Consider the following 26,296-nt stretch of genomic DNA (forward strand, 5'->3'; position numbering starts at 1 on the left):
TCCGACGGACGTCGCGTCGTGTCGCTCCCTGCCGATCCGGGCGGTGATCGCATCGCGCCGAATTGGCATGCCGTTCGTGTCACATCGATTACGCGCCCCGTTCGCGTGCGTCGAAAATTCGTATGCACACCGCGGCCGCCAGCGCGATCGCCGCGGACAGCAGCATCATGACCAGCGGCGCATGACCGGCGTTGCCGACGGTCAGCACAGCGCCCGTCAGCGACGATAGCGCCGCCCCGCCCGCGATCGTCATCGCCCCGGCCAGCCCCGATGCGCTGCCGGCGAGTTCCGGTCGCACCGACATCGCGCCTGCGTGCGCACCCGGATTCGACAGCCCGTTGCCGATGCCGATCAGCACGCACGGCCCAAACCACGCGATTGCGTGCGTCGTCCCTCCGAGAAGCAGCACGAGGCCGATCGCAGGCCCCGCGCATGCGACCACGCGGCCGCAGAGAATCGTCGTGGCCAGCGGATAGCGATGCGCGTAACGCGCAGCCAGAAAGCTCCCGCAAACGAAGCCGGCCGTGATCGTTCCCATGTAGAAGCCGATTTCCGTGGGCGGAATGCGAAACACCGATTGCGCGGCGAGCGGCGCGCCGGCCAGGAACGCGTAGAAGGCACCGGTCGAAAACGCCATGCAAAGCGCATAGGCCCAGAAGCGGCGCGCGCGGAGCAGCGCGGGATATGCGCGAAGCTGCTGGGCGAGCGTCGCGGCGCGGGTCGCATGGGTTTCCGCTAGATCGAACATGCACCAGCCGAGCAGCGCGATGCCTGTCGCACCAAGCAACCAGAAGCTCGCGCGCCACCCGAGCGTCTGATCGAGCACGCCGCCGAGCGTCGGCCCGATCATCGGCGCCAACGCGGCCGCCATCGCCGCATAGCCGATCCGGCTCGCCGCGCGTGAACCGCTGGCTGTGTCGCGCAACGTCGCCATGGACACCGGGTAGACCGACGTGATCATCGCTTGCATTAGCCGGCACGCGAGAAACACGTGGATATCGGTCGCCATCGCGCAACCCAGCGATCCGAGCGTGAAGACGCCAAGGCTCGTCAGCATGATCGGCCGCCGCCCGAATCGGTCCGACAGCGGCCCCATCACGAACTCGAGCGACGCGGCGACTGCTGCGTAGCCGCCGAGAGACAGTGCGACGAGTGCGTAGTCGGCGCGCAGGTCAAGCGCGATCGCGGGCAGTGACGGCAGGAACAGGCTCAACGGTAGCACCGAGAACGCGCATAGCAGGATCAGCGTTGCGGGTCGCGGTGCGGCTCGTTCGGAAGCGATCGGCGGGTTCGGTTGCAAGTGGGTGGCCTCCGGGCACGTGGCGCGTGCGCAATGGAAAAGGAGCTTGTGGATTTACGTGGATGTCGCTTGTCGGCTGCGGATTCAACCCGTCGATGCAACACACTTGAGGCTGCCTGCAGCGGTCGGTCGCCGACGTGTCAGAATGCCGGTCAATGACTGCTATCGAGCATCTAGTCGGCCCGAAGCTGACATTCCGGCTGTTGGCCAGCATCGATTCCATCCGATAGCATCGCCAATCCCCTGCCGTCAAATACGGGGATTCTGAGATCCCCATCATCGCGACGGAAAAGCGCGAGGTGAAAGGTTTCGGATGACCATGCGGTCGAGTTCGGTTTGCGCCTCTGCAATTTTCGCGTCGGCCGCAACGATTTTCCGGTGGTGGCGATAACGCGCCACAAGAACTGAACCGATTATCACGAGACCGAAGACCACATTCCCGATGGCTGGTGTATTGTCGGCAAGCTCGCCGGCCAAGGAACCCACGACCGCACCGACAGGCACACCTAACAGGGCAGCGAATATGCCATCGACGACCCAGCTCTTCGAAGGGTATTTGAGCCGCGCAACATTCATTGCGACCACGGCGTCCACAATTCCTTCGACTTGCCCCTCTGCGGCGTTGAGGCCGACCTCGATGGCATCCATCAGCTTGCTGGCGCGTTCCTTGTCCGATTCGGCAAGCGTTCCGGCATTGGAATAGGTCGCCAGGATGCATGCTGCTTCTTTCCAAGCGGCCTCCAGACTGGTGGAAAACAGACCTTCTTCCCTTAGATAGTTCCACCCGGTATCAATATCGTTGAGATCGACGTATGTGCCGTACGATGCGCAGCACTTGAAAACCGCAAACGCCCTACGCAGCTCAAGTTGAGTGGTGAAGTGATCATTGGCTCGGGACCGCTGACCTTCCGCCATGCCGATCGTCGAATTGCCGGTTGACTCGCCGTGCTTTCCGAATCCCATGTGTCCTTAGTTTGTTTTGAGGCCGGGATTTAACACGCGGAGACTTCCCGGCCGGCCAATCTCGCGATCATTACATCCATACCTCGGCGTCGTTGCCTGCAGCATCCAACGTGCGAAGCCCGTATTTCGTAATTCAAATCCTACTCGCGGACAGCGCGGATCGTAAGTCAATATACGTCAGAACCTGCGTAGGCTTCTTTGTTCACTGCTAGTTGACTACTCAGAGGCGACGTTAGGTATCTCAAAGTGGCGGTGGATTCAACCGGTCGAGCGCGCTGCTGCAATCGACCGCCCCGCAGCACTGACTGGCCGCCGGCAAGTGCACCCCGATCGGAGACACTCGTGTGGAAGTAATGGGTGCATTTCCGGTCTCTGAATACACGGGGTCCATGTCCTGGCGCCTACCTCTAAGCCATCTGTCGAGAGCTCCGCACGGATGTTGTCTCGGAACAGCTGCCGAGCGACGGTTCATGGCCGATCACGGCCGGCCGCCGCCCTGCAACGCGCGACCGGCGCAGATCGACCCGGAGCTGTCTCTGGCCAATGCCTCGATCGGTCGTTTGTCGTCGGTATCGACCTAGCTTGCAGACGGATAGCCTATGTCATGAATAAAGAGAAGCCGATAATCCAAGGAAGCTCGGGCCACTGAGCGTGGCCCCGTCCAGCGAGCCACCGCTACTAAGAGCACTGGATACGGCAGCGAGAATGCCACTCCTGGCCGCGTTGTTTCTCAATACATGACGAGGGCCGGAATGAAAGATGTGTTGGGCAATCTCCAGCGCCGCCACGAAAACCGGCTCATGAGTGATCGGAACCTCCACCCAAGCCCCGGATTCATCTCGCACTGCAAAAGTGTCCGGTAGCGTCATGCCCGTTGCCGCCGGCAGATGCGACGCCACAACCAAGCCGAACGCTTCCGGAATGATATCGACTAGTCTACGCACTGTCGTGTCATCTCTGACTAATGCTCGAATTCGGTTTTCGATTTCGTCATCGATACATTCTTGAGCACCGAGAATTTCGACTGCAGCAACAATTATGTTGATGGAAACAGGCGCCATTCCGTCGATTGATTTTCTGATTGCGGGGTTGGTAGTCTTGGTCTCAGTACGACCATTGTCAATGGCCTCAGCTCCGACGTCGAACGTCTCTTCATGGCCGCACGCCGCCACTCCCCCCACGCCCCCATCAACACCCCTACCGCGCCCGCACCGACACAAACTTCCGCGCGTTCTCCCGCTGAATCAGCACCGCGATCACACCGCCTTTCGCTTCGAGCGACTGCACGTCGTCCGGCGTTTCGAGCAGCGTGTCGTTGAGTTCGAGCACGACATCTCCAGGCCGGATCCCCGCGTTCGCGGCCGGCCCGTGCACCGCATCCACCATCATCCCGACCGCGAGCCCGGTCGAACGTCGTTCGGCGTCGCTCAGCGGATGCATCGTCAGCCCGAGCCGATCGCCGCTGTCAGCCGCCCGCGGTGCCGCCATCGCCACGCCGGCAGCACCGCCCACGCCGACCGTACCCGCGCTGCCCGCGCTGCCCGTGTTGCCCCCGCTCCCCGTCACGCCCGCGCTGTCGATCGCATCACCGGTCCCCACGCCGGTAACCGTCAGCATCATCGGCACGCGGTTGCGGATCACCCGCAGCGGCGCCTTCGCGCCTGACGGCAATTCGGCGGCCAGGTCGTTCAGTTCGGCCGACCGGCCAATCGGCTTGCCGCCAAACTTCACGATCACGTCGCCGGGCCTCACGCCGGCCGCGGCGGCGGGCGAGCCGGGATCGACGCCGTTGACGAGCGCGCCCGCCGGACGCGGCAGGCCGAACGCCGCAGCCAGCCCGGCGCCGACGTCCTGCATGTCGACACCCAACGCGTTGCCGGACGACGCGCGCTGCGTCTGCGCACTGGCCCGCATCTGCGCCTGCACTTGCGCACGCACCTTCACGGCGAGCGCGATCGGAATCGCGAACGTCGTGCTCGCGTAGCGGTCGGCGCCCGTATAGACCTGCACCGCAATGCCGATCACGTCGCCCGCGCGGTTGAACACGGGGCCGCCCGAGTTGTCGGGATTCACCGCGATGTCGGTCTGGAAGAACGGAAACGCGCTGCCGTCCGGCAGCGCATGCGACGTCGCGCTGACGATGCCGGCCGTGACCGTGTTGCCCGAGCCGTCCGGCGCGCCCATCGTCATCACCGGTTCGCCGGCGCGCACCCGCGACGAATCGCCGATGCGCACGACCGGCAGCTTCGTCGCGTCGACATGCAGCACGGCGACGTCGCTTTGCGGATCGACGACCAGCACCGTCGCCTTCAGGTCGCGGTGATCGGCGAGTCGCACCGTGACGTCGGTCGCATCGTCGACGACATGCGCGGACGTGAGGATCAGCCCGTCGGCGCTGACGATGAAACCCGAGCCGCTGCCCGACAGCGTGCGCGGCGCGGTATCGGGCGCCGGCGCCGGTGGAACCTGTGCGGACGCCGGCGGACCGCCGCGGCGAAAGAACGCGGCGAGCGGATCGTCGGAATCGAGCATCGCGAAGGACGGGCCACCGGCCTGCTGGTCGGGCGCGGCGGTCATGATGGTCACGACTGCCGGGCCGTATCGGTCGACGATCGTCGGGAAGTCGACCGGCATCGCGTGAGGCGATGCGGCGAGCCGGTTCTTCATGACAGGCGGTGTGGCGGGCGGTGCGACGGTTCCGGCAACGGCTGCCGACGGCGACAGCAACGAGGCGAATACGCCCCCGATCAACGCGGTGCGAAGCACGGCGCGAGCAAGCGTCTGGCGAACCACGGTGCACCTCCCCCGGCAGTCGCGGCCCCGCCCCGCGCGGGCGCCGACAAGCACCGGTACACCCCTCCATTTATAGTCCACGCAGCATGCGGAACATACGAATCGAAACCCGCATGCCGGGTCGTCGCGCGGCGTCGGAGCCGCGACAGCGTTCGTTCCGGGCAAAGTTCACGGTTCGTCAATCGGAACATTCACCCGCCATCGCGGCGATGCGCGCGGCGAAGTACGTCCCGCGCTACCAGGCCAGCAGCAGAAAGTTGCGCACCACCGCCGACGGATCGTCGCGTCGCGACGCAATCGCGAGCCGCGCGCGCAGCCCGTTGCCCGCGACCTGCCGATACACGACGCCCGCGACCTGCACCTGCGTGATCGCCTTCGGCACGATCGACACGCCGAGCCCGGCCGCGACGAGCGTCACCGCCGACGCGATTTGCGGCGCGGGCTGCGCCATGCGCGGCTGGAAGCCGGCGGCATTGCACGCCGCGACGATGTCGTCGAACAGCGCACTGCCCGCTTCGCGCGGCACCTGCACGAACGCCTCGTCGGCCAACTCCGCCAGATCGATCCGGCGCCGCTGCGCGAGCCGATGCGCGACCGGCATCGCGACGAACATCGGCTCCTCGTCCCAATCCGCGGCCAGCAACGTATCCGCGATGCGACGCTCCGGCCGCACGATCGCGACATCGAGCCGCCCGGCGTCCAGCGCCTCGAGCAACACGCCGGAGGTCGCCTCCTGCAACGTCAGGTCCGTATCCGGAAACGCTTCGCGAAAGCGGCGAATCAGGTCGGCCACTTTCGAATTGAAGGCCGCCGTCCCGGTGAAACCGACCCGCAGTTGCCCGATTTCCCCACGCGCGGCCCGTTTTGCCGCCCGCGCCGCGCGCTCCACATCGTCGAGCACGCGCCGTGCCTCCTCCGCGAACACCTCTCCCGCGACGGTCAGCTCGGCACCGCGTGCGGTCCGCCTGAACAGCTCCACGCCGAGTTCGTTTTCGAGCGCCTTGATCTGCTGGCTCAGCGGCGGCTGCCCCATGCCGAGCGCTTCCGCGGCCTTCGTGAAGTTCGACGTGGCCGCCACGGCCAGGAAGTATCGGAGATGTCGAAGTTCCATGTGATCTCGGGTCGATGGAAATGGCGATCGAGCCATTCTTAAAAAGTATCGCTACGGTTTCTTTCATATATTGGACATATATATGATCGTGCGCAAGAATTCGGACATTCCCCAGCCCATCGGGTACATAGCATGTCGAATCCCGCGATTTCGTCCACCGCGACTCGCGCACCGAGCGCCCCGCCGGATGCGCTGCCCGCCGGCGTGTCGCCGCGCTCGGCGGCGTACAAGCGCATTGCACTGGCGCTCTTCCTGGCCGGCTTTTCCACCTTCTCGCTGTTGTACTGCGTGCAGCCGTTGCTGCCCGCGTTCGCGCGCGAGTTCAACCTGGGCGCGGCGTCGAGCTCGCTGTCCCTGTCGCTGTCGACGGGGATGCTGGCGGTCTCCATCCTGTGCGCCGGCGCGCTGTCCGAACGCTTCGGCCGACGCGGGCTGATGTTCGCGTCGATGACGCTCGCGGCGCTGTTCAACGTGCTCTCGGCGGTCGCGCCGAACTGGAACCTGCTGCTGATCTGGCGCGCGCTCGAAGGTTTCGCGCTCGGCGGCGTTCCGGCAGTGGCGATGGCCTATCTCGCCGAGGAAATCGCCGCCGACGGGCTGGGCCTGTCGATGGGGCTCTATGTCGGCGGCACCGCGTTCGGCGGCATGATCGGGCGAATCGGGATGAGCGCGCTCGAGGAGTATTTCTCCTGGCGCACCGCGATGCTGACGATCGGCGTCGTCGACCTGGTCGCGGCGATCGCGTTCGTGATGCTGCTGCCGCAGTCGCGGCGCTTCGTGAAGCGAACCGACCTGACGTTGCGTCACCACCTGCGGCTGTGGAGCGCGCAGTTGCATCACGCGCGCCTGCCGTTCGTGTTCGCGATCGGTTTCCTCGTGATGGGCGCGTTCGTGACCGTGTACAACTACGCCGGGTTCCGGCTGACGGCCGCGCCGTTCAACCTGAGCGCGACCGCATGCGGGCTGATCTTCGGTGCCTATCTGTTCGGGATGGTGTCGTCGTCGAGCGCCGGTGCACTCGCCGATCGTCTTGGGCGCGCGCCCGTCCTCGTCAGCGGCATTCTCGTGTTCGCGGCCGGCCTCGCGCTCACGTTATCGCATTCGCTCGTCGCGATCATCGTCGGGATCGTGCTGATCACGATCGGCTTCTTCGTCGCGCATGCGGTCGCGAGCGGCTGGGTCGGGCAGCTCGCCGGGCCTGCGAAGGGGCACGCCGCGTCGCTCTACCTGCTGGCCTATTACCTCGGGTCGAGCGTGCTGGGCTCGGTCGGCGGCACGTTCTGGCAGCACGGTGCGTGGGGCGCGGTCGCCGCGTATGTCGCGGTGCTGCTCGTGCTCGGCCTGGCGGCTGCGCGCCGGATCATGCGCGACGAACGCGTGCGGTAAGTTCCGATTCGCGGCGACGCGGCTGCGGTTCACTCTCCCGCGACCCGATGCGCGATCGTCGACAACGTCCGCAGCATCGGCGCGAACGCATCGGCCGACGTATTGCCGAACCCGAGCACGAGCCCGTTGGCCGCCGACGTCGCGTGGATCGAAAACCCCGACAGCGGAAACGGCCCGATCCCGTGCGTGCGCGCCGCCTCGACGATCGCGCGGTCGCGATAGCGTGCCGGCAGCCGCAGCGCCAGATGCAGCCCGCACGGCCCGCCCTCGACCTGATGCGGCACGGCGAACGCGTCGTCCAGCGCGGCGAGCAGCAAGCGCCGCCGGTCGCGATACAGCCGGCGCATCCGCCCGAGATGCCGTCCGTATTCCCCCGTCTCGATGAAATCGGCGAGCGCGAGCTGCACGTGTCGTGTCCCGCCGCGCAGCATCTCCGGCAACGCCGGCCGCACCGCGGCCAGCAGCGCGTCGGGCAGCACGAGAAAGCCGATCCGCAACGCCGGAAACATGGTCTTGCTGAACGAGCCGAGATAGACGACCGGCGAATCGGCCGCGAGCCCGTGCAACGCGCCGATCGGCTCGCCCGTGTGACGAAACTCGCTGTCGTAGTCGTCCTCGATGATCCACGCGCGATGCCGGCGTGCGGCGTCGATCAGCGCGAGCCGGCGCGAGATCGACAGCACCGCGCCGGTCGGGAACTGGTTCGACGGCGTGGTGTAGACGAGCCGCGGCGGCCGCTCGCACCAGTCGGCGTCTTCCGCGCGCAGCCCCTCCGCGTCCACCGGCATCGGCACGACGTCGAGATCGGCCGCCTGCATCGCGGTGCGCGCGCCGCGATAGCCGGGCTCCTCGACCCAGACCGTGTCGCCCGGGTTCGTCAGCAGTTGCGCGCACAACGCGATCGCCCCCTGCGCGCCCTCGGTGATCACGATCTGCTCGGGATCGCAGCGCACGCCGCGCGTCACGGCCAGATGGCGCGCGATCGACTCGCGCAGCGCGCGCTCGCCGAGCGGGTCGCCGTACGCGAGCAGGTCGCGGCCGGCGCGGCGCAACGCGCGGTCGATCGCGTGCCGCCACGCATCGACCGGAAAATGCGACAGCGCGGGCACGCCCGGCCGGAAGCCCTCCGATTCGCCCGTGCCGATCAGGCTCGGACGGATCCGGCCGAGCCGCTGCGCGACGGCCGGCGGCGCGGCCCGCCGACGCGGTGCGGCCGGCCGCGACAGGCCGACCACGCGCGTGCCACGGCGATCGGATTGCAGGAAGCCTTCCGCGACGAGTTGCTCGTAGACGGCCGCGGTCGTGTTGCGCGACACGCCGAGCGTCTCGGCCAGCGCGCGCGTGCCGGGCAGCCGCGTGCCGGCCGGCATCGCGCCGCCGAGAATCGCGTCACGTACACGACGCAGCAACTGCCGCTGCAAGGAAGGCGCGCCGGCCGTGCGCGCGAGCGGCGCGTCGAGTGGCAGCAGCGGCGCGGCGCCGGAAGGAATGGCAGTCGTCATCGGGATATCGCGGCGTGGAAGTCTCGGTGCATGGCGCCATCGTCGCGCGTTCGTGGCACCATAAATTTGCCATTGTCTGGCGCTTCTCATGGTACCTCGCCGGGACTACGATCGTCTGCATGCCGGCATGTCGCCGGCCGCCAACCGAAGCGAGATCGACCTTGTCCACGCTCACCAACGACTTCCAGCAGCCCATCGGCCACCCCGTTCCCGACTGGTCCGCGCGCCCGCGCCCGGAGCGCATCGTGCTCGAGGGCCGCTACTGCCGCCTCGAACCGCTCGACGCCGACCGCCATGCCGCCGACCTGTACGCCGCGTATGCGCAGGCGCCCGACGGCGGCGACTGGACCTATCTCGCGCACGGGCCGTACACCGACGAGTCGAGCTACCGCGACTACGCGCGCGGCGCGGCGGCAAGCGCCGATCCGCTGCACTACACGGTGATCGACCGCGCGACGAACCGAGCGGTCGGCACGCTCGCGCTGATGCGCATCGACCCGGCCAACGGCGTGATCGAGGTCGGTTCCGTCACGTTCTCGCCGCTGCTCAAGCGCACGCCGATTTCGACGGAAGCGCAGTACCTGCTGATGAAATATGCGTTCGACACGCTCGGCTACCGGCGCTACGAATGGAAGTGCGACGCTCTCAACGAGCCGTCGCGCAAGGCGGCCGCGCGGCTCGGCTTTCGTTACGAGGGCACGTTCCGGCAGGCGATCATCTACAAGGGCCGCAATCGCGACACGGCGTGGTTCTCGATCGTCGACGGCGAATGGCCGGACGTGCGCGCCGCGTTCGAAGCCTGGCTCGCGCCGGAGAACTTCGACGCCAACGGTGCGCAGCGCGAGTCGCTCGTTGCGATCCGCCACGCGCGGGCTTGTGCGCGCGACGCAGCCGGCCGCGCGAACGACGCGACGCGCGTCACGGTCCGCCCGCTCGTCGCCGCCGACGAAGCCGCATGGCGCCCGCTGTGGCAGGGTTATCAGAGGTTCTACGAGACCGCGCTGAGCGACGCCGTGTTCGCGACGACGTGGGCGCGCCTGATGGACCCCGCCGAACCGATGTTCGTGCTCGGCGCCTTCGACGCGTCAGGCACGTTGGTCGGCATCGTGCACGCGATCTATCACCGCTCATGCTGGACCGAAGGGCCGTACTGTTATCTGCAGGACCTGTTCACGGCGGCCGACGCCCGCGGACAAGGCGCGGGCGGTGCGCTGATCGAGGCCGTGTACGAACGGGCCCGCGAAGCCGGCGCAAGCCGCGTGTACTGGCTCACGCACGAAACCAATACGACGGCGCGCGCGCTGTACGACAAGCTCGCGACCAACGCGGGGTTCATTCAGTACCGGAAGGATCTCAAGTAACGCGCGGGGGCGACCGGTCGCGCTCAGCCCAGGGCGTCGACCGGATCCGTCGCCTCGCCGCAGGCTGGGGCAACGTGACACGCGGCGCCAGCCGCGGACGGCACCGACGCGGGGTGGATCATCTCGTCGCCGTTGACGGGCACCGGCCGCCGCACCGGCCGGTACACCGGTTCGCCCGGCTCGATCGCCTGCCCCGAGATCGCGCAGCGGCCCGGCTGCAACGCGACGCGCAAGCGCCAGCGTTGCTCGCCGTAATGGCAGCGCCCGCTTTCGCTCCAGCGCACCAGCAAGCCGTCGTCGCCAGCCTCCAGAATCGACACGAACAGTTGCGGCCGCAACGGTGAAACGCCAGGCGCGACAGGCTCCGGAAACGGCGCGCGATCGGCGCGCTCCGACTGCCGGGCCATCCCGACCTCTGCCGGCAACGACATCGCGTCCCGCTCGTCGGCTACCAGCATGTGGTACGACACGTACTCGCAGATCAGGCTTTCGATGAGGTTTGGCATGCTGGACGACATTCCGTGAAGATTGAAACGAGCCGCGCCGCGCACGCTCGCGATCGGACATTGCCGCAGATGATACAAATTGAAGTTAACTTCAAGTAAAGAGGTGGCGAACGCAACGGTGCGTTTCGCCGATCGGCACAATGGGTTGCCCGCCAGCGGTGGCAGCGTCTCGCGTTTCGTCTCAATCGGCTGAGACGAATGTCCCGGCGTCTCACGCGTTCCAGCCCGTCGCAAGCGCAGCAAGTTTCACTTGCGATTCGCTCTGCACGCCCTGATCTCGCCGCAAGACCGGATGCTGCACCGCACACCGCCCCTCCCGCTCCGTCGCCACCCGACCGCCGATTCGGGCTGGCCCCGTTCCTGCATGTCGGTCGCTCGCGCAATCGCGCGACGGACGCGCCGGCCCCCTTGCCGCGCGTCCGACGACAACCTGACGGAGACAGCAACGTGAGTACACCGGCACCGAACACCGCTCCCAGCATGAAGGCCGCCGTCTGGCACGGCCGCAACGACATCCGCGTCGAGGAGGTTCCCGTTCCGGCGCATCCGCCGGCCGGCTGGGTCCAGATCCGCGTGCACTGGTGCGGGATCTGCGGCTCCGACCTGCACGAGTACGTCGCCGGGCCCGTATTCATCCCCGTCGACGCGCCGCACCCGCTGACGGGCCTGAAGGGCCAGTGCATCCTCGGCCACGAATTCAGCGGCGAAATCGCGGCGCTCGGCGCCGGCGTGACGGGCTTCGCGGTCGGCGAACGCGTGACGGCCGACGCGTGCCAGCATTGCGGCACCTGCTGGTATTGCCGGCACGGGCTGTACAACATCTGCGAGAACCTCGCGTTCACCGGGCTGATGAACAACGGCGCGTTCGCCGAATTCGTCAACGTGCCGGCCGAACTGCTGTACAAGCTGCCTGACGACTTCCCGACCGAAGCCGGCGCGCTGATCGAGCCGCTTGCGGTCGGGCTGCATGCGGTGAAGAAGGCCGGCAACATCGTCGGCCAGACCGTCGTCGTGGTCGGCGCCGGCACGATCGGCCTGTGCACGATCATGTGCGCGAAGGCCGCGGGCGCCGGACGCGTGATCGCGCTGGAAATGTCGGCCGCGCGCAAGCAGAAGGCGCTGGAAGTCGGCGCGACGGTCGTCATCGACCCGAAGGCGTCCGACGCGATCGCGGAAGTCAAGGCGCTGACGGACGGCTACGGTGCCGACGTGTCGTTCGAGTGCATCGGCCACACGGCCACCGCGCAGCTCGCGATCGACGTGATCCGCAAGGCCGGCAAGTCGGTGATGGTCGGCATCTTCGAGGAGCCGACCTCGTTCAACTTCTTCGACATCGTGTCGACCGAGAAGGAAGTGATCGGCTCGCTCGCGTACAACGGCGAATTCGCGGACGTGATCCGCTTCATCGCGGACGGCCGCATCGACGTGCAGCCGCTGATCACCGGACGCATCAACCTCGGCGACATCGTCACGCACGGCTTCGAGGAGCTGGTCAACCACAAGGACCGGAACGTGAAGATCATCGTCCAGCCCGCGACCGCCTGACGAACCGGGGACCGGCCGGCGACCGCCGCGTGCCGGACGGACGCGGCGTCGAACGGGGCCGGGGCAGCCCTGCCACGGCCGAAACGGCCGGCCGACCGGCACATGTTCCCGCCCGTTTTCGGTGCGCGCACAACGGCACCGGGCACGCGCGCGCGGGGTCGGACTTCGATATACTCGAAGCGACATCACCGCCCCGCGCGCCGCCCGCGCGCCCGCTTCCGTGAAACCACGAGCCGGCCTGATCCTCGAACTCGTCGTCAACCTGCTGCTGCCCTGGGTCGCATACCGGGCGGCGCATCCGTATTTCGGCGAAACCGGCGCGCTGTATGCGTCGGCGATTCCGCCCATCGTCTGGTCCATCGTCGAATTCATCCGCTCCCGCCGCATCGATGCGGTGGCCGCCATCGTGCTGCTCGGCATCGCGCTGTCGATCGCCGGCATGGCGCTCGGCGGCAGCGCGCGCACGCTGCTGATGCGTGAATCGCTCGCGTCCGGCACGATCGGCGTCGTGTTCCTGCTGTCGTTGTTCCGCGATCGTCCGCTGATCTTCTATCTCGCGCGCGCGACGGTGGCCCGCGAGATGGCCGGCGGCGCCGCGCGTTTCGAGACGGTCTGGGCCGAGCAGCCGGGGCTGCGCCAGATGCTGCGGCTGATGACCTTCGTGTGGGGCGCGTGCATGACGCTCGAGATGCTGCTGCGCCTGTGGATGGTCGTCACCTGGCCCGTCGAGCGCGTGCTCGTCGTGTCGCCGATCATGGGCTACACGGTGTTCGGCACGCTGCTGCTGTGGACCTTCTGGTACCGGCGGCGAATGCGCGAGCGCAACCGCGTCGACATCCCTGGCCGCGACGGCATCACCGAAATCGCCGGCCGCTGACCGCCCGCCCCGCGGCATGTCACGGCCGCTAGGGTATGATGCGCGGCGTTTCGTCCGACCCTGCATCGCCCCATGTCTCTCTCGCTTCTCCCGTGTGCCACGATCTGGCTCGCGCTGTTCGCGGCCGCCGCATTCGCGTGGCAGCGCCCGCTGCACGGCCTGAGCATCGCCCTCGCCGCGCTCGGCTATGCCGCTGCGCTGGCGTTCGGCAAGCTGGAGCCGATCGTGCTCGCGCCGCTCGCGCTGCTCGTGGCCGCCGCCTGGGGCGTCGCGCCGGGCCGTCCGGTCGCGGTGCGGATCGGCGCGCACGTCGTGTTTGCCGCGCTCGCGATCGCGCTGAGCCTGCACCTGATCCCCGGCTTCCACAATCCGCGCGTGATCGAACCGACGCGTTTCACGCCGGATGCCGTGCCGTTCACGATGTACCTGAATTTCGACAAACCGCTCGTCGGTCTGTGGCTGTTGTGGGCGCTGCCGTGGACCGCACCGGACGTCCCGCCGGCACGCGCGCTGCGCACCGGCGCCGTGGCGGCCGTCGCGACGGCGGCGGCCTGCCTGGCTGGCGCGCTCGCCTTCGGGATGGTCGGCTGGGCGCCGAAATGGCCGGCGTCGGGCTGGATGTGGCTCGTCAACAACGTGCTGCTCGTCACGCTCGCGGAGGAAGCGCTGTTCCGCGGTTACGTGCAGGGTGGACTCACGCGCGTGCTCGGCCGGTTCGGCTGGGGGCCATGGGCCGCACTTGCGATCGGCGCGGTGCTGTTCGGTGCCGCGCACGCGGCCGGCGGCTGGCCCTGGATCGTGCTCGGCACGGTGGCCGGCATCGGCTATGGCCTCGCCTGGCGGCGCGGCGGGCTGCTCGCGTCCGCGCTCGCGCATGCGGGGCTGAACGCGATCCACTTCGGGCTGTTCACCTACCCGATGCTCGCCGCCGCGCGCTGAACGCCGTGCGTGGCGGTGCCGCGGCGGGCACGAACGCCGCGGCATGCATCCGCCGGACGTCGCATGGTATCCCACGGCGCGCAAACGCGTATCGGTGCACTCGCGCGCTACCGGCCAAGGCCGGACGGACGAACGCCGCCCCCGCAGCCCGGATGCGCCGCTCGGCCCGGGTTGCGCGTCGAATGACGAACGGAGTTATTTGATCTGGTCGGCGAGCGGCTGCAGGAATTCGGAGAAGCCGGTCAGCATGATCTGCACGCCGATGCACAGCAGCAGGAACGCCGACACGCGCTTCGCGACCTTGGTGCCTTCGGTGCCGAGATAACGCGACAGCAGCGCGGCACGGCTGTAGGTCAGCCAGATCACGACCGCGACGAGCGCGGAAACCGCGATCGACACGATGCTCGACAGCATGAATTCCGACAGCTTGTGCGTGCGGTTCGCGTTCAGCGCGATCGCGGTGGCGATCGAGCCGGGGCCGACCGTCAGCGGCACGGTCAGCGGGAAGAACGCGCGGGTCATGATCGCGTTCGCATTGATCGGCTTGATCGGCGTATCGCCGCCGCCCGCCGGGCCGTCAGGCTCGTTCAGCATCTGCCAGCCCGCGACGGCGACCGCGAAGCCGCCGCCGATCCGCAGCGCTTCCATCGAAATCCCGAAGAAATGCAGCACCGGCGTGCCGGCGAAGAACGCGACCAGCAACACGATGAACGCATTGAACGCCACCTTCTTCGCCAGCAGGTTCCGCTCGTCTTCGGTCAGCGCCTCGGTGCGTTCGAGAAACAGGAACGCGATGCCGATCGGATTGATGATGCCGATCAGGCCGGTGAAGCCGAACAGGATCTCGGAGATAAGGCGATTGACGATCATCGGAAGCGAGGAAACGGTCGGGGCTGGGCCGGCGGCGCGCCGGGGGTCACGCATTGTAGAGCAAGCGCCCGCGCCCGCGACGCAAATCGCGCCCCGGGCCGACGGGCCGCGCGACGCCCTTATTCGGCGACCGGCTCCCACGCCGGCGGCCGCTTCGCGAAGAACGCGGCGAAGCCTTCCTTCGCTTCCGGCGTCGCCCGCACGCGGGAGATCGTCTGTGCGGTAAACGCCGCGCGTTCGTCCGACGGCGGATACTCGCCGATCGCGTCGAAAAAGCGCTTGATCTCCATCAGCGCGTTCGGGCCATTGCGGCTCAGTTCGGCGAGGGTCTTGTCGAGCGCCGCGTCGAGTGCGTCGGGCGGCACGGCCTGGTGGATCAGCCCGATCGCGACGGCCTCGCCGGCCGCGATCTGCGTCGCGGTCAGCGCGAGCCGGCGCGCCTGGCGCTGGCCGACCGCCTCGACCAGATACGGGCCGATCACCGACGGCAGGATCCCGAAACGGGCCTCGCTGACCGAGAAGCGCGCGTGATCGCTCGCGATCACGATGTCGCAGGCCGCGCACAGGCCGACGCCGCCGCCGAACGCGTGGCCCTGCACGCGCGCGACCGTCGGCTTCGGGCACTGGCGGATCGCCCGCATCATCGCGGCGAACCGCTCGGCGTCGCGCAAATTCGCGGCCGCGTCGTTCGCGCTCGCGCGTTGCATCCACTGCAGGTCGGCGCCCGCGCAGAACGCGCGGCCGTCCGAGCGCAGCACGATCGCGCGCACGTCGTCGCGCCCGCCGAGCGTCGTGAACGCGTCGGTCAGCTCGGCGATCATCGTCTCGTCGAACGCGTTGAGCACGTCGCCGCGCTGCAGCGCGACGGTCGCAATGCCGCGCGCATCGACGGCGACGGCCAGGGTCTTCAATCCATCCATCGAACAGGTTTCCTCGGGGTAGAACAGGGAACGGCGAAACTCAGGCGGCCTGCCGGCGGTCGATCACGCGCCGGGCCTTGCCGGTCGCGCTCGCGGGAATGCCGCCCGCGCCGAGCACCGTCACGCCCGCCGACACGCCGACCATCGTCTTGATCCGGTGCTGCAGCTCGCGCGCGATCGCCGCGCGGTCGCCGTCGGTCACGCACGCGGCGGCCTCGGAGCGCAGCTCGACCGCGAGATCGAGCCGGTCCATGTGGCCGTCGCGCGAGATCGTGATCTGGAACTGGCCCGACAGCTTCGTCTGCGCGACGACGATTTCCTCGATCTGGCTCGGGAACACGTTCACGCCGCGCACGATCAGCATGTCGTCGGAGCGGCCCGTGATCTTCGCGAGCCGGCGCATCGCGCGCGCGGTCGGCGGCAGCAGCGCGGTGAGGTCGCGCGTGCGGTAGCGGATCACCGGCATCGCTTCCTTCGTCAGCGACGTGAACACGAGTTCGCCCTCGCTGCCGTCCGGCAGCACTTCGCCGGTCACGGGATCGATGATCTCCGGATAGAAATGGTCTTCCCAGATCACCGGGCCGTCCTTCGTCTCCACGCATTCACACGCGACGCCCGGGCCCATCACTTCCGACAGCCCGTAGATGTCGAGTGCGTCGATGCCCACGCGCGTCTCCACCTCCTCGCGCAGCGCCTGCGTCCACGGCTCCGCGCCGAAGATGCCGATCTTCAGCGATGACTCGGCCGGGTCCATGCCCTGCCGCACCATCTCGTCGATCAGGTTCAGCATGTACGACGGCGTGACGAGGATGATCTTCGGCTCGAAATCGCGAATCAGCTGCACCTGCTTCTCGGTCTGCCCGCCCGACATCGGCACGACCATGCAGCCGAGCCGCTCCGCGCCGTAGTGAATCCCGAGGCCGCCCGTGAAGAGCCCGTAGCCGAACGCGTTGTGCAGCGTGTCGCCCGGGCGGCCGCCGGCCGCGCGGATCGAGCGCGCGGTCACGTTCGCCCAGGTATCGATGTCGCGCGCCGTGTAGCCGACCACCGTCGGCTTGCCGGTCGTGCCGCTCGACGCATGCACGCGCACGACCTGCTCGCGCGGCACCGCGAACAGCCCGAACGGATAGTTGTCGCGCAGGTCGTGCTTGGTCGAGAACGGGAATTTCGCGAGGTCGGCGAGCGTCTTCAGGTCGTCCGGATGCACGCCGGCCGCGTCGAACGTGCGGCGATAGTGCGGGACGTTGTCGTACGCGTGGCGCAGCGACCACCTGAGGCGCTCGAGCTGCAGCGCCTGCAATTCGTCGCGGCTGGCGGTCTCGATCGGCTCGAGGGCGGCGGCGGGATGCGTCGGGTGAGTCATCGGGGTGCTCCTCCAATGGAGTGATGTCGTTATCGTGATCGGGGTGCGGCTGCCGACCGCTAGCGGAACGTGCGGCCGGCCGCGTGCAGCGCGGCGATGCGCGGCGACACGCGATAGCGGTCCTCGCCATAGCTCGCCGCGAGGTTCGACAGCACGCGATGCACGCGGCCGATGCCGATCGCATCGGCCCACGCGAGCGGGCCGCACGGGTAGTTCACGCCCTTCTCCATCGCGAGATCGAGATCGGCGGGCGAGCACACGCCCTGGTTCACCGTGTCGGCCGCCTCGTTCGCGAGCATCGCGACGGTGCGCATCGCGACCATGCCCGGCACGTCCGCGATGCCGACGACGCGAAAGCCCGCTTGCTGGAACAGGCCGACCGCATCCGCATAGGCGTCGTCGCTGCACTGGAGCGCGCGCGTCAGCGCGACGAGCCCGGCCTGCGCGTAATCGCGCGCGAGATCGACGAGCACGAGGTCGGCCACGCCCGTTTGCGCGGCGCGCACGGTCGCGGTGCGGCCGTCGGTCAGCGCGATCGACGCGCGGCCGGCCACGGCCAGCAGTTCGTCGGCATGCGCGCCGCTCTGCCGCGCGCCCGCGATGCGTTCGGCGAAGCGTGCATGCAGCGCGGCGGCCGGGCCGTCCTGCGCGAACAGCGCGACGTCGGCCGGCGCATCGCGCTGCGCTTCGAGTTCGGGCGCGGGCGGCGTCGCGCCGTCGGCATAGGAATAGAAGCCACGGCCCGACTTGCGTCCGAGGAAGCCTGCGTTCACGAGTTCCTGCTGGATCAGCGACGGCGTGTAGCGCGGGTCATTGAAGTAAGCGCGAAACACCGACTCGGTCACCGCGAAGTTCACGTCGTGGCCGATCAGGTCCATCAGCTCGAACGGCCCCATCCGGAAGCCGCCGGCTTCGCGCATCACGGCATCGATCGAGGCCGGCGTGCCGCCCTGCTCGTTCAGCACGCGCAGCGCCTCCGCGTAATACGGCCGCGCGACGCGGTTCACGATGAAGCCCGGCGTCGACTTCGCCAGCACCGGCCGCTTGCCCCACGCGGCGGCCGTGTCGTACAGCGCCCGCGCGACTTCCGGTGCGGTCGCGAGCCCGCTGACCACCTCGACGAGCGCCATCAGCGGCGCCGGATTGAAGAAATGCAGGCCGGCCACGCGCTGCGGCGCGCGCAGCCCGGCCGCGATCGACGTGATCGAGATCGACGATGTGTTGGTCGCCAGCACGCAGCGATCGTCGACGTGACGCTCGAGCGTCGCGAAGATCTCGCGCTTCACGTCGAGCCGCTCGGCCGCCGCCTCGACGATCAGCGCCGCGCCGGCGAACTCGGCCAGCGCGCGCACCGCGCGAATCCGGTTGCCGGCCGCCTCCGCTTGCGCCGGCTCGAGACGGCCCTTCTCCGCGAGCCGCGCGAACTGCGCGCGAATGCCGGCCAGCGCCTTGTCGCACGCGGCTTCGTTCAGGTCGTACAGCAGCACCGCATGGCCGGCCGCCGCGGCAACCTGCGCGATGCCCGCGCCCATCGCGCCCGCGCCGATCACGCCGACGACCGCCGATTGCGCCAGCGCGCCCGAATTCACCGAATGTGCAGAAGAAACAGCCATCGCTTGCGATCCGTCATGAAGTGGAAGTGCGAGCGATTATAAACCGACCGGTCGGTAGATTTATGTCAGGGCGAGCCCGAATTTGTCGTGCAAGAGACCGTTACGGAAACTGTAAAACTCAAAAAATCGAACGATTGGGGCACTTTTTGTAAACCGAAAGGTCAATGAAAGCGTCCAAATATGAGATAGTGGCCCCCGAACGCCTGATAAAATTCGACAATTCGCCGGATTTCAGGGGGAAACCGCGTGTCACGCCGTTGCCGTCCATCGTCCGCGCCCTTTCGGGGTCGGTTCAGTCCCGCCGGCACGTCTGTCGTCAGGTGCAAGCGTCCCGCCTTCGGCACTCGGTCGCATCGAACCGTTTCATCCAGCGACGGGCCTCGGCCCGCCCGCGCCCCTCGTCGCCTCACGGCGGCGAACCCGAGGCAGCGCCGTTCCGCGCTGCCGTGCATCAGCTTCATCGTCCTCGTTCGGCGGATCATCCGGCCGGGCTTCGTCAACCCGTGACGGCGCGTCGCGCGCCGCCACTCGCATAGGAAACCGTCCATGCCGCTCTCGTCCAACCAGCTCCCGCGCTGGACCCTCTGGGCCCCGCTTGCCGCATGGCTGGTACTCGCGCTGTCGCGCGTCGTGCCGGCCGAAGGCCTCGTCATCGCCGTGTTCGCCGCCGCGCTCGCCGGCGCCGTGTTCGCCGCCGTCCACCATGCCGAAGTCGTCGCGCACCGCGTCGGCGAGCCGTTCGGCACGCTCGTGCTCGCGGTCGCCGTGACCGTCATCGAAGTCGCGCTGATCGTGTCGGTGATGCTCGGCGCGGGCCCCGAGAAATCGGGCCTCGCGCGCGACACCGTGTTCGCCGCCGTCATGATCATCTGCAACGGCATCGTCGGCCTCTGCCTGCTGGTCGGTGCGTGGAAGCACGGCGAACAGGATTTCCAGGGACGCGGCGCCAGCAAGGCGCTCGCGGTGCTCGCGTCGCTGTCGGTGCTGTCGCTCGTGATGCCGAACTACCTGAACGCCGCGCCGGGCCCGTTCTTTTCGAAATCGCAGCTTGCGTTCGCCGGCGTTGCGTCGCTCGTGCTGTACGGCGCATTCGTATTCGTGCAGACCGTGCGCCACCGCGACTACTTCCTCACCGAGCATGACAGCGCGAACGAATCGGTGCATGCGGCGCCGCCGAGCAGCCGTACCGCGCTGATCAGCCTCGTGCTGCTGTTCGCGAGCCTCGTCGCGGTCGTGCTGCTAGCGAAGCTGCTGTCGCCGGCCGTCGAGCATGCGGTGATGAAACTCGGCGCGCCGGAAGCGGCGGTCGGCATCGTGATCGCCGCGCTCGTGCTGCTGCCCGAAGGGCTCGCGGCCGTCACCGCCGCCCGTGCGAATCGTTTGCAGACCAGCATGAACCTCGCGCTCGGCTCGGCGCTCGCGAGCATCGGGCTCACGATTCCGACCGTCGCGGCCGTGTTCATCTGGGTCGGCCAGCCGCTCACGCTCGGCATCGGCGCGATGGAAACCGTGCTGCTGTCGCTGACGCTGCTGGTCAGCACGCTGACGCTCAGCCAGGGACGCACGACGGTGCTGCACGGTGTCGTGCATTTGTCGCTGTTCGCGGCTTACCTGTTCCTGTCGATCACGCACTGACGCAAAACGGCGCGCGGCACGGCGAAAACGATTCGCCGTGCCGCGCGCCGTGCTTCATCTTCCCCGCTTCACCCTCCTCGCCTCACGCCGCGCCTACCGGACCGGAATCACGAGATGCTGGCCAGCCAGGATCAGGTTCGGGTTCGCGAGGTTGTTGCGGCGCTGGATCTCGCGATAGCGCTGGCCGCTGCCGAGCTTGCTCGCCGCGATCATGTTCAGCGTGTCGCCCGCCTTCACCACGTACGTCTTTTCGCCCGACGCGGCCGCGGTCGTCATCGCCTGGTCGCTGACGAAGTACTTGCGCAGCAGGTCCAGATACTGCGGCGACTGCTTGAGCTTCGCGATCGCGGCGTTCAGGTAGATCAGCAGGTCCTGGTCGTCGGCACGCACGCCGATCTTGTATGCGATGTTCGAGCCGTCGAGCTTGGTCACCGCGAACTTCAGGTCGGTGCCCTTGATCGAGCTGACCGCGAACGGATAGTCGTAGATGAACGCGTCGACCGCATGGCCGTCGAGGCTCTTCGCGATGAAAGCCGGGTCGGAATCGTCGACCTCGACGAACCGGACGTTCGGATACTGGCGCGTGACGAAGGCACGCACGTCCGGGTCGCCCTTCAGGATGCCGACCGTCTTGCCGGCCAGATCGTCGGCCGAGCGGATCGCGGAGCCTTGCCGCACGATCAGCGAATAGCCGAAATCGTCGACGTACGGCACCGAGTAGACGACGCCCGCCGGCGTGTTGTCCGGGAAGGTCAGCCCGTCCATCGCGACGTCGACGACATGGTTGCCCTTCGCATCGGTGTCGAGCAGTTGCTTGGGCACACCCGGGTACGTGTCGACTTCGTGACGCGTATCGACGACGACCGGCTTGCCGCCGTGCGAGAACGACGGATCCGAGAACAGCAGCCGCGCGAATTCGACGTTGAAGCCGTGCGGCGCGCCCTTGTCCTCGCCGAAGAACGGCTCGCTCGGGTTCTGCACCGAGACTCGCACGACGCCGTTTTCGGCGATCGATTTCAGCGTGCTCGCCTGCGGCGTGAAGCCGGCCGGCAGCACGTTGCCCGACGTCGACGGCTGCGCGGGCTGGCCTGCGGCGCCCGCCTGCGCGGACGTCGCGCCGGGCGCCGCATCGTGCGCGGGAATCAGTGTCGACAGGCCGCCCTGGTGGACGATCCATACGCCGACGAGCACCACCAGAAACACGACTGCACCGAGAAGTTTTTTCATGGTTGCGTGCCTGCGGGAAGTTATTGTTGTTTCGACGGCAATGCAGCGGCCCGTGCCGCATCGGGGCCGGGCACGGGCGTGCCGTTCATCGCCGCCTGCTGTTGCGCCTGCTTGACCTCGGGATTGTCCAGCAGCGACGTCTCCATTTCGGAGAACGCCTTGTTCACCGAGCGCATCACCGAATCGACGGCCACGTCGGTCTTGATCTGCTCGAACGTATCGGCCGTCTGCCGGCCCGCGAGCTTGTTCATGTGCTGCGCCGCCTGCGACATGTCCCACATCGCCTTCGCGCGATCGATCGCGGACGCGAAATTCTTCAGTTCCGTCTGCACCTGCTTGTAGCGGCTTTCGCGAAACGCGAGCAGCTGCTTCATCGTGTCGAGCTGCGCGCGAAAGCGTGGCGCGTCGTCCGGATACTGCTTCTCGAACAGCTCGGTCTTGTTCTCGAAGTTCTTCACTTCGGTGCGAAACGCGGTGATGCTGTCCGCGAATTTCTGCGCCGCCTGGCGCTTTTCCGCGAGCTGGTTGATGAGCGTCTCGATCGGATTCGACTGCGCTTCCTCGACGATCATCTTCACCTTCTGGTTCGCGAACTTCATCGCGACGACCGGCGCGAAATAGATCGCCCCGAGGCCGATCACGGCCGCCGTGATCAGCGCGATCATCCCCTTCAGGATGAACAGCGCGGCCGGTGCCGCGATCGCGACGCCGGCGATGATGATCGCCCATTTGATCAGCTTTGCCTTGCCACTCCCCGAACTGCCGTTTGCTTCATTCGAAAGCTGCGACATGAGTTTTTCTCCTTGAACCTCGAACTGAACTGCGTGCGTAAGCTGCGTCTGCTCAATCGAAATGCTTCGGACTCCGGTGCCGCCGCGCGCGCGGGACGGTCGACGGCACGATGCGTGAATGCGTGGCGGCGGCGTCACGAGACGCCGGTGTAAGCGTCGTGCGCGATACGGTATTCGGGCGCGACAGGCTGACGCGCGACGCGGCGGCGCCGATCGGCACCGCTCATCGTCGCGGCCGGCGCGGCCGGCGCGCGAACGGGAAAGTGTACCGATGCACGGTACGAAACGGGATGACGGATACGTGACGCGACGGGCGTCGGGAAAATCGCGATTCCGGCAGGCCGGTGGCTGCGGCGCCGGGATTCCGGTACGAGTGCGTGAAGGCTCATCGTTGTTCTTGTGCGCGTCGCTGATGCGGGAACGCGCGGCCAGCGCGCCCCGCTCCAAATGCACGCACGTATCCTGCGCCGACCGGCATGCAGCGTCAAGCGGTCGGCGCGGTGCGTTGCCCTTTCGCGATCGAAAGCGTGCGCGGCGCGTCAGCTTTCCGAACGGTAAGGATGTTGCCGACGCCGCGACGCGTCGCGCTCGATCGAAATCGACGTCGATCGAAGCGCGGCCCGCGGCCGGCCGCCGGGATGTTACGTCTCGGCGCCGATCGCGGCGTCCGCATCGAACCCGTACAGCACGGCCGGATTGTCGACGAGCATCGCGCGGCCGACCGCCTCGTCCGCCGCGCAGGCGTGCAACCAGCCGAGCAGGTGCGCATCGTCGGGCACCGGCGACGCGTTCGGATGCGGCCAGTTGCTACCCCACACGCAGCGCGCCGAATGCTCGCGCGCGAGCACGGCGGCAAGGCGCGCGACGTCGTCGTAACCGGGCGCACCGGATCGCGAAGTCTCGTAAGGCGCGGACAGCTTCACCCAAACGTGGCCGCGATCCAGCAGGCGCCGCAATGCGACGAACGCCGGCGCATCCGGCGTCACCGGCGTCAGGAACTTGCCCGTGTGATCGACGACGACATGCGCCGGCAACGACGTCAGCATCGACTCGACGTCGGGCAGCATCCGGCCGTCGAGCTGCAGGTCGATGTGCCAGCCGAGCGGCGCGATCCGCGTGGCCATCCGCTCGAGCTCGTCCCATCGCGCGACGCCGCCCGACAGCGTCATGAACCGCACACCGCGGATGCCTCTTGCGTGCAGCCGCTCGAGTTCGGCGTCCGGCACGTCGACGGGCAACGTCGCGACGCCACGCGCCTGCGGGCCGAGCGCGGCCAGCGCATCGAGCGTGCAGCGGTTGTCGAACCCGTAACCGGTCGGCTGCACGACGACCACGCGCGCGAGGCCGAGCGCCCGCTGCACGCGGCGATACGCGTCCACCGGTGCATGCGGCGGGCGGAACGTCGCCGTCGGTGCGAGCGGATACGCATCGTCGTAAATATGAATATGGCAATCGCAGGCGGGCGACGGCCGTGCGCCGGGGCGGTCGTGCGTCATCGTGCGCCCGGCGCGGCGGATGCGTCGGCCGATCGCCAGCGTGCGAGCCGCGTCGCGTGCGCGGTGTTGACCGCGCCGTTCGGTACGCGTGCGTCGAGCAGCGCGGCAAGCTGTTCGACCGTCTCCAATGCCTGGTGCTCGACCGCCGGCCGCGTCAGTCCGCCGATATGCGGCGTGGCGATCACGCGCGGATGCGCGGCGAGTGCGGGCGTCGGCATCTGGTCCGTCGCGCGGCCGACATCGAGCGCGCAACCGGCCAGCCGGCCGCTGTCGAGCGCGTCGGCCAGCGCCCGCTCGTCGACGAGCTCGCCGCGCGACGCATTGACGAAGCACGCGCCCGGCTTCATCGCGGCGAATGCACCCGCATCGAACAGGTTCGCGGTGGCGGGCGTCGCCGGCGCGAGGCACACGACGTAATCCGCGTCGCGCAGCAAGGCCGCGCGGTCGACCTGTTCGATCGACGGCGTGTCGACCCGCACATACGGATCGCACACGAGCACGCGCATCCCGAACGCCGTCGCGATCGGCGCGAGATGGCGCGCGATCTGTCCATAGCCGACCACGCCCAGCGTGCCGCCGCGCAATTCGCGGCCCATCCGCGGCAGCGGCGGCGTGCCGCGGTGGTACGCATCGGCGTACGCGCCGATACCGCGCGCGAGGTCGATCATCGCGCCGATCACCCACTCCGCGACGGCCGGCCCGAAACCGGGGCTCGCCTGCGTGACCAGCACGCCGAATTCGCTCGCCGCGTCGACGTCGACGGTACGAATGTCGACCGCGCAGCGCAGGAACGCGGCGAGCGCGGGCAGCCCCGCGAACAGCGCGCGCGGTGCCGGCGTCTGCCGGTACGCGATCATCGCGTCGCATCCCTGGGCGGCGGCGATCAGCTCGTCCGTGCCGAGCTCGCGGTCGAGCGGATTGCACGTGACGTCCGCGATCGCCCGCAGCGCGCACAGCGCCTTCGCACCGAAGTAGTAATCGAGCATCCCGGACGGATGGGTCACGTAGACGCGCGTCATGCGGGGGCTCCGTCCGATTCGACCGCACGTGGCGGCGGCGGCGCGACCGACGCGCGCTCGACGAGCGTGACGCCCGGGAACACGCACTGCCCGGGCTCCGACGGGTCGCCGTCGTGCCGCATCACGCGCCGCACCATTTCCGCGGCCATGTCCGTGACGGGCAACTGCACCGTGGTCAGCGCCGGCCACGAGATCGCCGACAGGAAGTGACCATCCATCCCGACGACCGATACGTCGTCCGGCACGCGCAACCCGCCGTCGCGCAGCCCGGCCATCAGGCCCAGCGCGAACAGGTCGTTGACCGCGACGATGCCGGTCGGCCGCGCCGGATCGGCCGCGAGCGCCGCGCCCAGCGCGCGCCCGACCTCGACGATCACCGCGTCGCCGTATTCGTTCGCCGGACCGCCGTCGAGCACTTGCGCATCGACGCCCGCGTCGCGCGCAGCCGCGAGAAAGCCGCGAATCTTGTCGCTGCGGCTCAAGGTGACGCCGGCCACCGTCGCGAACGCGAGCCGCGTATGGCCCGCGGCGACGAGACAGGCGGTCGCGAGCCGCGCGGCCGCTTCGTTGTCGGCGGTCACGTGATCGACCTTCGATTGCTCGCCGGGCGTCGCGCGGCGGTCGTAGCTGACGACCGTCATCCCGCGTTCGGCCGCGCGTTCGAGGTGGCTTTCGTCGGCGAGCGACGAGATCACGATCACGCGCCGCACGCCGTGCGCGAACAGGTCGTCGAAGAACGACGCCTCCTTGCCCGCGTCGCGGTACGTGTTGCCGATCAGCACGCGATGGCCGTACTGCTCCTGCGCGCAAGCCTCGATCTCGCGCGCGATGTAGCCGTACATCGGATTCGCCATCGACGGCACCAGCAGCCCGACGAGCGGCGTCTGCCCCGTCTTGAGCTGGCGCGCGAGCGTGCTCGGCCGGTACTGCAGCGCATCCATCGACGCCTTCACCCGTTCGAGCGTCTCCGGCTTCATCTGATCGGTGCGGCCGTTGAGCACGTTCGAAACCGTGCTGACCGAAACAGCCGCATGACGGGCCACGTCCTGAATCGTACTCATGTCGTCTTGCAATGAACG

22 protein-coding genes are annotated in these 26,296 nt (G+C 68.1%); 6 read left to right on the forward strand and 16 right to left on the reverse strand.

The annotated features are described in order from the left end of the window. Positions 1–88 precede the first annotated feature (88 nt). The 5 genes from WS46_RS17515 to WS46_RS17530 all read right to left on the reverse strand — a co-directional run bounded on the left by WS46_RS17515 (position 89) and on the right by WS46_RS17530 (position 6,167). Positions 89–1,300: an MFS transporter gene (locus WS46_RS17515; RefSeq protein WP_059691262.1), complete on the reverse strand. Its 1,212-nt coding sequence runs from the start codon at positions 1,298–1,300 to the stop codon at positions 89–91. A 276-nt stretch (positions 1,301–1,576) separates the two neighbouring features. After that, positions 1,577–2,263: a hypothetical protein gene (locus tag WS46_RS17520; protein WP_156443147.1), complete on the reverse strand. Its 687-nt coding sequence runs from the start codon at positions 2,261–2,263 to the stop codon at positions 1,577–1,579. Positions 2,264–2,865: 602 nt separating this feature from the next. After that, complete coding sequence (locus tag WS46_RS35420) at positions 2,866–3,324, reverse strand: hypothetical protein (RefSeq protein WP_179949166.1); 459 nt, start codon at positions 3,322–3,324, stop codon at positions 2,866–2,868. Between the two features lie 136 nt (positions 3,325–3,460). After that, a complete protein-coding gene (locus tag WS46_RS17525) occupies positions 3,461–5,056 on the reverse strand; it encodes a trypsin-like peptidase domain-containing protein (protein ID WP_059691264.1) in 1,596 nt (531 codons plus the stop codon). A gap of 235 nt (positions 5,057–5,291) precedes the next feature. Then, positions 5,292–6,167: a LysR family transcriptional regulator gene (locus WS46_RS17530; RefSeq protein ID WP_059691265.1), complete on the reverse strand. Its 876-nt coding sequence runs from the start codon at positions 6,165–6,167 to the stop codon at positions 5,292–5,294. A 132-nt stretch (positions 6,168–6,299) separates the two neighbouring features. Here WS46_RS17530 and WS46_RS17535 point away from each other — a divergent pair, with 132 nt between their 5' ends. Then, positions 6,300–7,553 carry an MFS transporter gene (locus WS46_RS17535; RefSeq protein ID WP_059691266.1) on the forward strand — a complete coding sequence of 418 codons (1,254 nt, stop codon included), beginning with the start codon at positions 6,300–6,302 and terminating at the stop codon, positions 7,551–7,553. 29 nt (positions 7,554–7,582) lie between these two features. On the opposite strand, the gene WS46_RS17540 is transcribed toward WS46_RS17535, so the two are convergent. Continuing rightward, on the reverse strand, positions 7,583–9,055 hold the full coding sequence (locus tag WS46_RS17540) for a PLP-dependent aminotransferase family protein (RefSeq protein WP_059691267.1): 1,473 nt from the start codon (positions 9,053–9,055) through the stop codon (positions 7,583–7,585). Between the two features lie 161 nt (positions 9,056–9,216). Between WS46_RS17540 and WS46_RS17545 the strand changes: the two genes are divergently transcribed. Further along, complete coding sequence (locus WS46_RS17545) at positions 9,217–10,416, forward strand: GNAT family N-acetyltransferase (RefSeq protein WP_059691268.1); 1,200 nt, start codon at positions 9,217–9,219, stop codon at positions 10,414–10,416. 23 nt (positions 10,417–10,439) lie between these two features. Here the strand turns inward: WS46_RS17545 and WS46_RS17550 are convergent, their stop codons facing one another. Next, entirely contained in the window at positions 10,440–10,922 is a 483-nt protein-coding gene (locus WS46_RS17550; protein WP_059691323.1) for a DUF3331 domain-containing protein, read from the reverse strand. A gap of 480 nt (positions 10,923–11,402) precedes the next feature. On the opposite strand from WS46_RS17550, the gene WS46_RS17555 reads away from it, so the two are divergent. The 3 genes from WS46_RS17555 to WS46_RS17565 all read left to right on the forward strand — a co-directional run bounded on the left by WS46_RS17555 (position 11,403) and on the right by WS46_RS17565 (position 14,283). After that, positions 11,403–12,467, forward strand: a complete 1,065-nt coding sequence (locus WS46_RS17555) for a 2,3-butanediol dehydrogenase (protein WP_059691269.1) — start codon at positions 11,403–11,405, stop codon at positions 12,465–12,467. A 220-nt stretch (positions 12,468–12,687) separates the two neighbouring features. Continuing rightward, positions 12,688–13,344: a VC0807 family protein gene (locus WS46_RS17560; protein WP_059691270.1), complete on the forward strand. Its 657-nt coding sequence runs from the start codon at positions 12,688–12,690 to the stop codon at positions 13,342–13,344. Between the two features lie 72 nt (positions 13,345–13,416). Beyond that, the gene (locus WS46_RS17565; RefSeq protein ID WP_059691271.1) at positions 13,417–14,283 is read left to right on the forward strand and encodes a CPBP family intramembrane glutamic endopeptidase; all 867 of its coding nucleotides are present in this window, start codon (positions 13,417–13,419) and stop codon (positions 14,281–14,283) included. 195 nt (positions 14,284–14,478) lie between these two features. On the opposite strand, the gene WS46_RS17570 is transcribed toward WS46_RS17565, so the two are convergent. From WS46_RS17570 to WS46_RS17585, 4 genes are all read right to left on the reverse strand, one after another. Next, a complete protein-coding gene (locus WS46_RS17570; protein WP_059533833.1) occupies positions 14,479–15,153 on the reverse strand; it encodes a MarC family protein in 675 nt (224 codons plus the stop codon). Positions 15,154–15,272: 119 nt separating this feature from the next. Then, positions 15,273–16,073 (reverse strand): enoyl-CoA hydratase-related protein, encoded by an 801-nt coding sequence (locus WS46_RS17575; protein WP_059691272.1) that lies wholly within the window; start codon positions 16,071–16,073, stop codon positions 15,273–15,275. Positions 16,074–16,113: 40 nt separating this feature from the next. After that, positions 16,114–17,436 (reverse strand): phenylacetate--CoA ligase PaaK, encoded by a 1,323-nt coding sequence (paaK, locus tag WS46_RS17580; protein ID WP_059691273.1) that lies wholly within the window; start codon positions 17,434–17,436, stop codon positions 16,114–16,116. 59 nt (positions 17,437–17,495) lie between these two features. Further along, positions 17,496–19,049, reverse strand: a complete 1,554-nt coding sequence (locus tag WS46_RS17585) for a 3-hydroxyacyl-CoA dehydrogenase (protein WP_059691274.1) — start codon at positions 19,047–19,049, stop codon at positions 17,496–17,498. A gap of 546 nt (positions 19,050–19,595) precedes the next feature. Here WS46_RS17585 and WS46_RS17590 point away from each other — a divergent pair. Further along, a complete protein-coding gene (locus WS46_RS17590; RefSeq protein WP_059533841.1) occupies positions 19,596–20,684 on the forward strand; it encodes a calcium:proton antiporter in 1,089 nt (362 codons plus the stop codon). A 93-nt stretch (positions 20,685–20,777) separates the two neighbouring features. Here the strand turns inward: WS46_RS17590 and WS46_RS17595 are convergent, their stop codons facing one another. From WS46_RS17595 to WS46_RS17615, 5 genes are all read right to left on the reverse strand, one after another. Next, positions 20,778–21,911, reverse strand: coding sequence for a LysM peptidoglycan-binding domain-containing protein (locus WS46_RS17595; protein WP_059691275.1), 1,134 nt, complete (start codon positions 21,909–21,911; stop codon positions 20,778–20,780). Positions 21,912–21,931: 20 nt separating this feature from the next. Then, positions 21,932–22,702: a hypothetical protein gene (locus WS46_RS17600; protein WP_059533845.1), complete on the reverse strand. Its 771-nt coding sequence runs from the start codon at positions 22,700–22,702 to the stop codon at positions 21,932–21,934. Between the two features lie 641 nt (positions 22,703–23,343). Beyond that, complete coding sequence (locus WS46_RS17605) at positions 23,344–24,198, reverse strand: amidohydrolase (protein ID WP_059691276.1); 855 nt, start codon at positions 24,196–24,198, stop codon at positions 23,344–23,346. After that, positions 24,195–25,217: a D-isomer specific 2-hydroxyacid dehydrogenase family protein gene (locus WS46_RS17610; protein WP_059691277.1), complete on the reverse strand. Its 1,023-nt coding sequence runs from the start codon at positions 25,215–25,217 to the stop codon at positions 24,195–24,197. Before WS46_RS17610 ends, WS46_RS17605 begins: the two co-directional genes overlap by 4 nt. Further along, complete coding sequence (locus tag WS46_RS17615; protein WP_059691278.1) at positions 25,214–26,290, reverse strand: LacI family DNA-binding transcriptional regulator; 1,077 nt, start codon at positions 26,288–26,290, stop codon at positions 25,214–25,216. The genes WS46_RS17610 and WS46_RS17615 overlap by 4 nt, the downstream gene beginning before the upstream one ends. Positions 26,291–26,296: the final 6 nt, after the last annotated feature.

The organism is Burkholderia sp. RF4-BP95 (assembly GCF_001521985.1).
Taxonomy (GTDB): Bacteria; Pseudomonadota; Gammaproteobacteria; order Burkholderiales; family Burkholderiaceae; genus Burkholderia; species Burkholderia diffusa.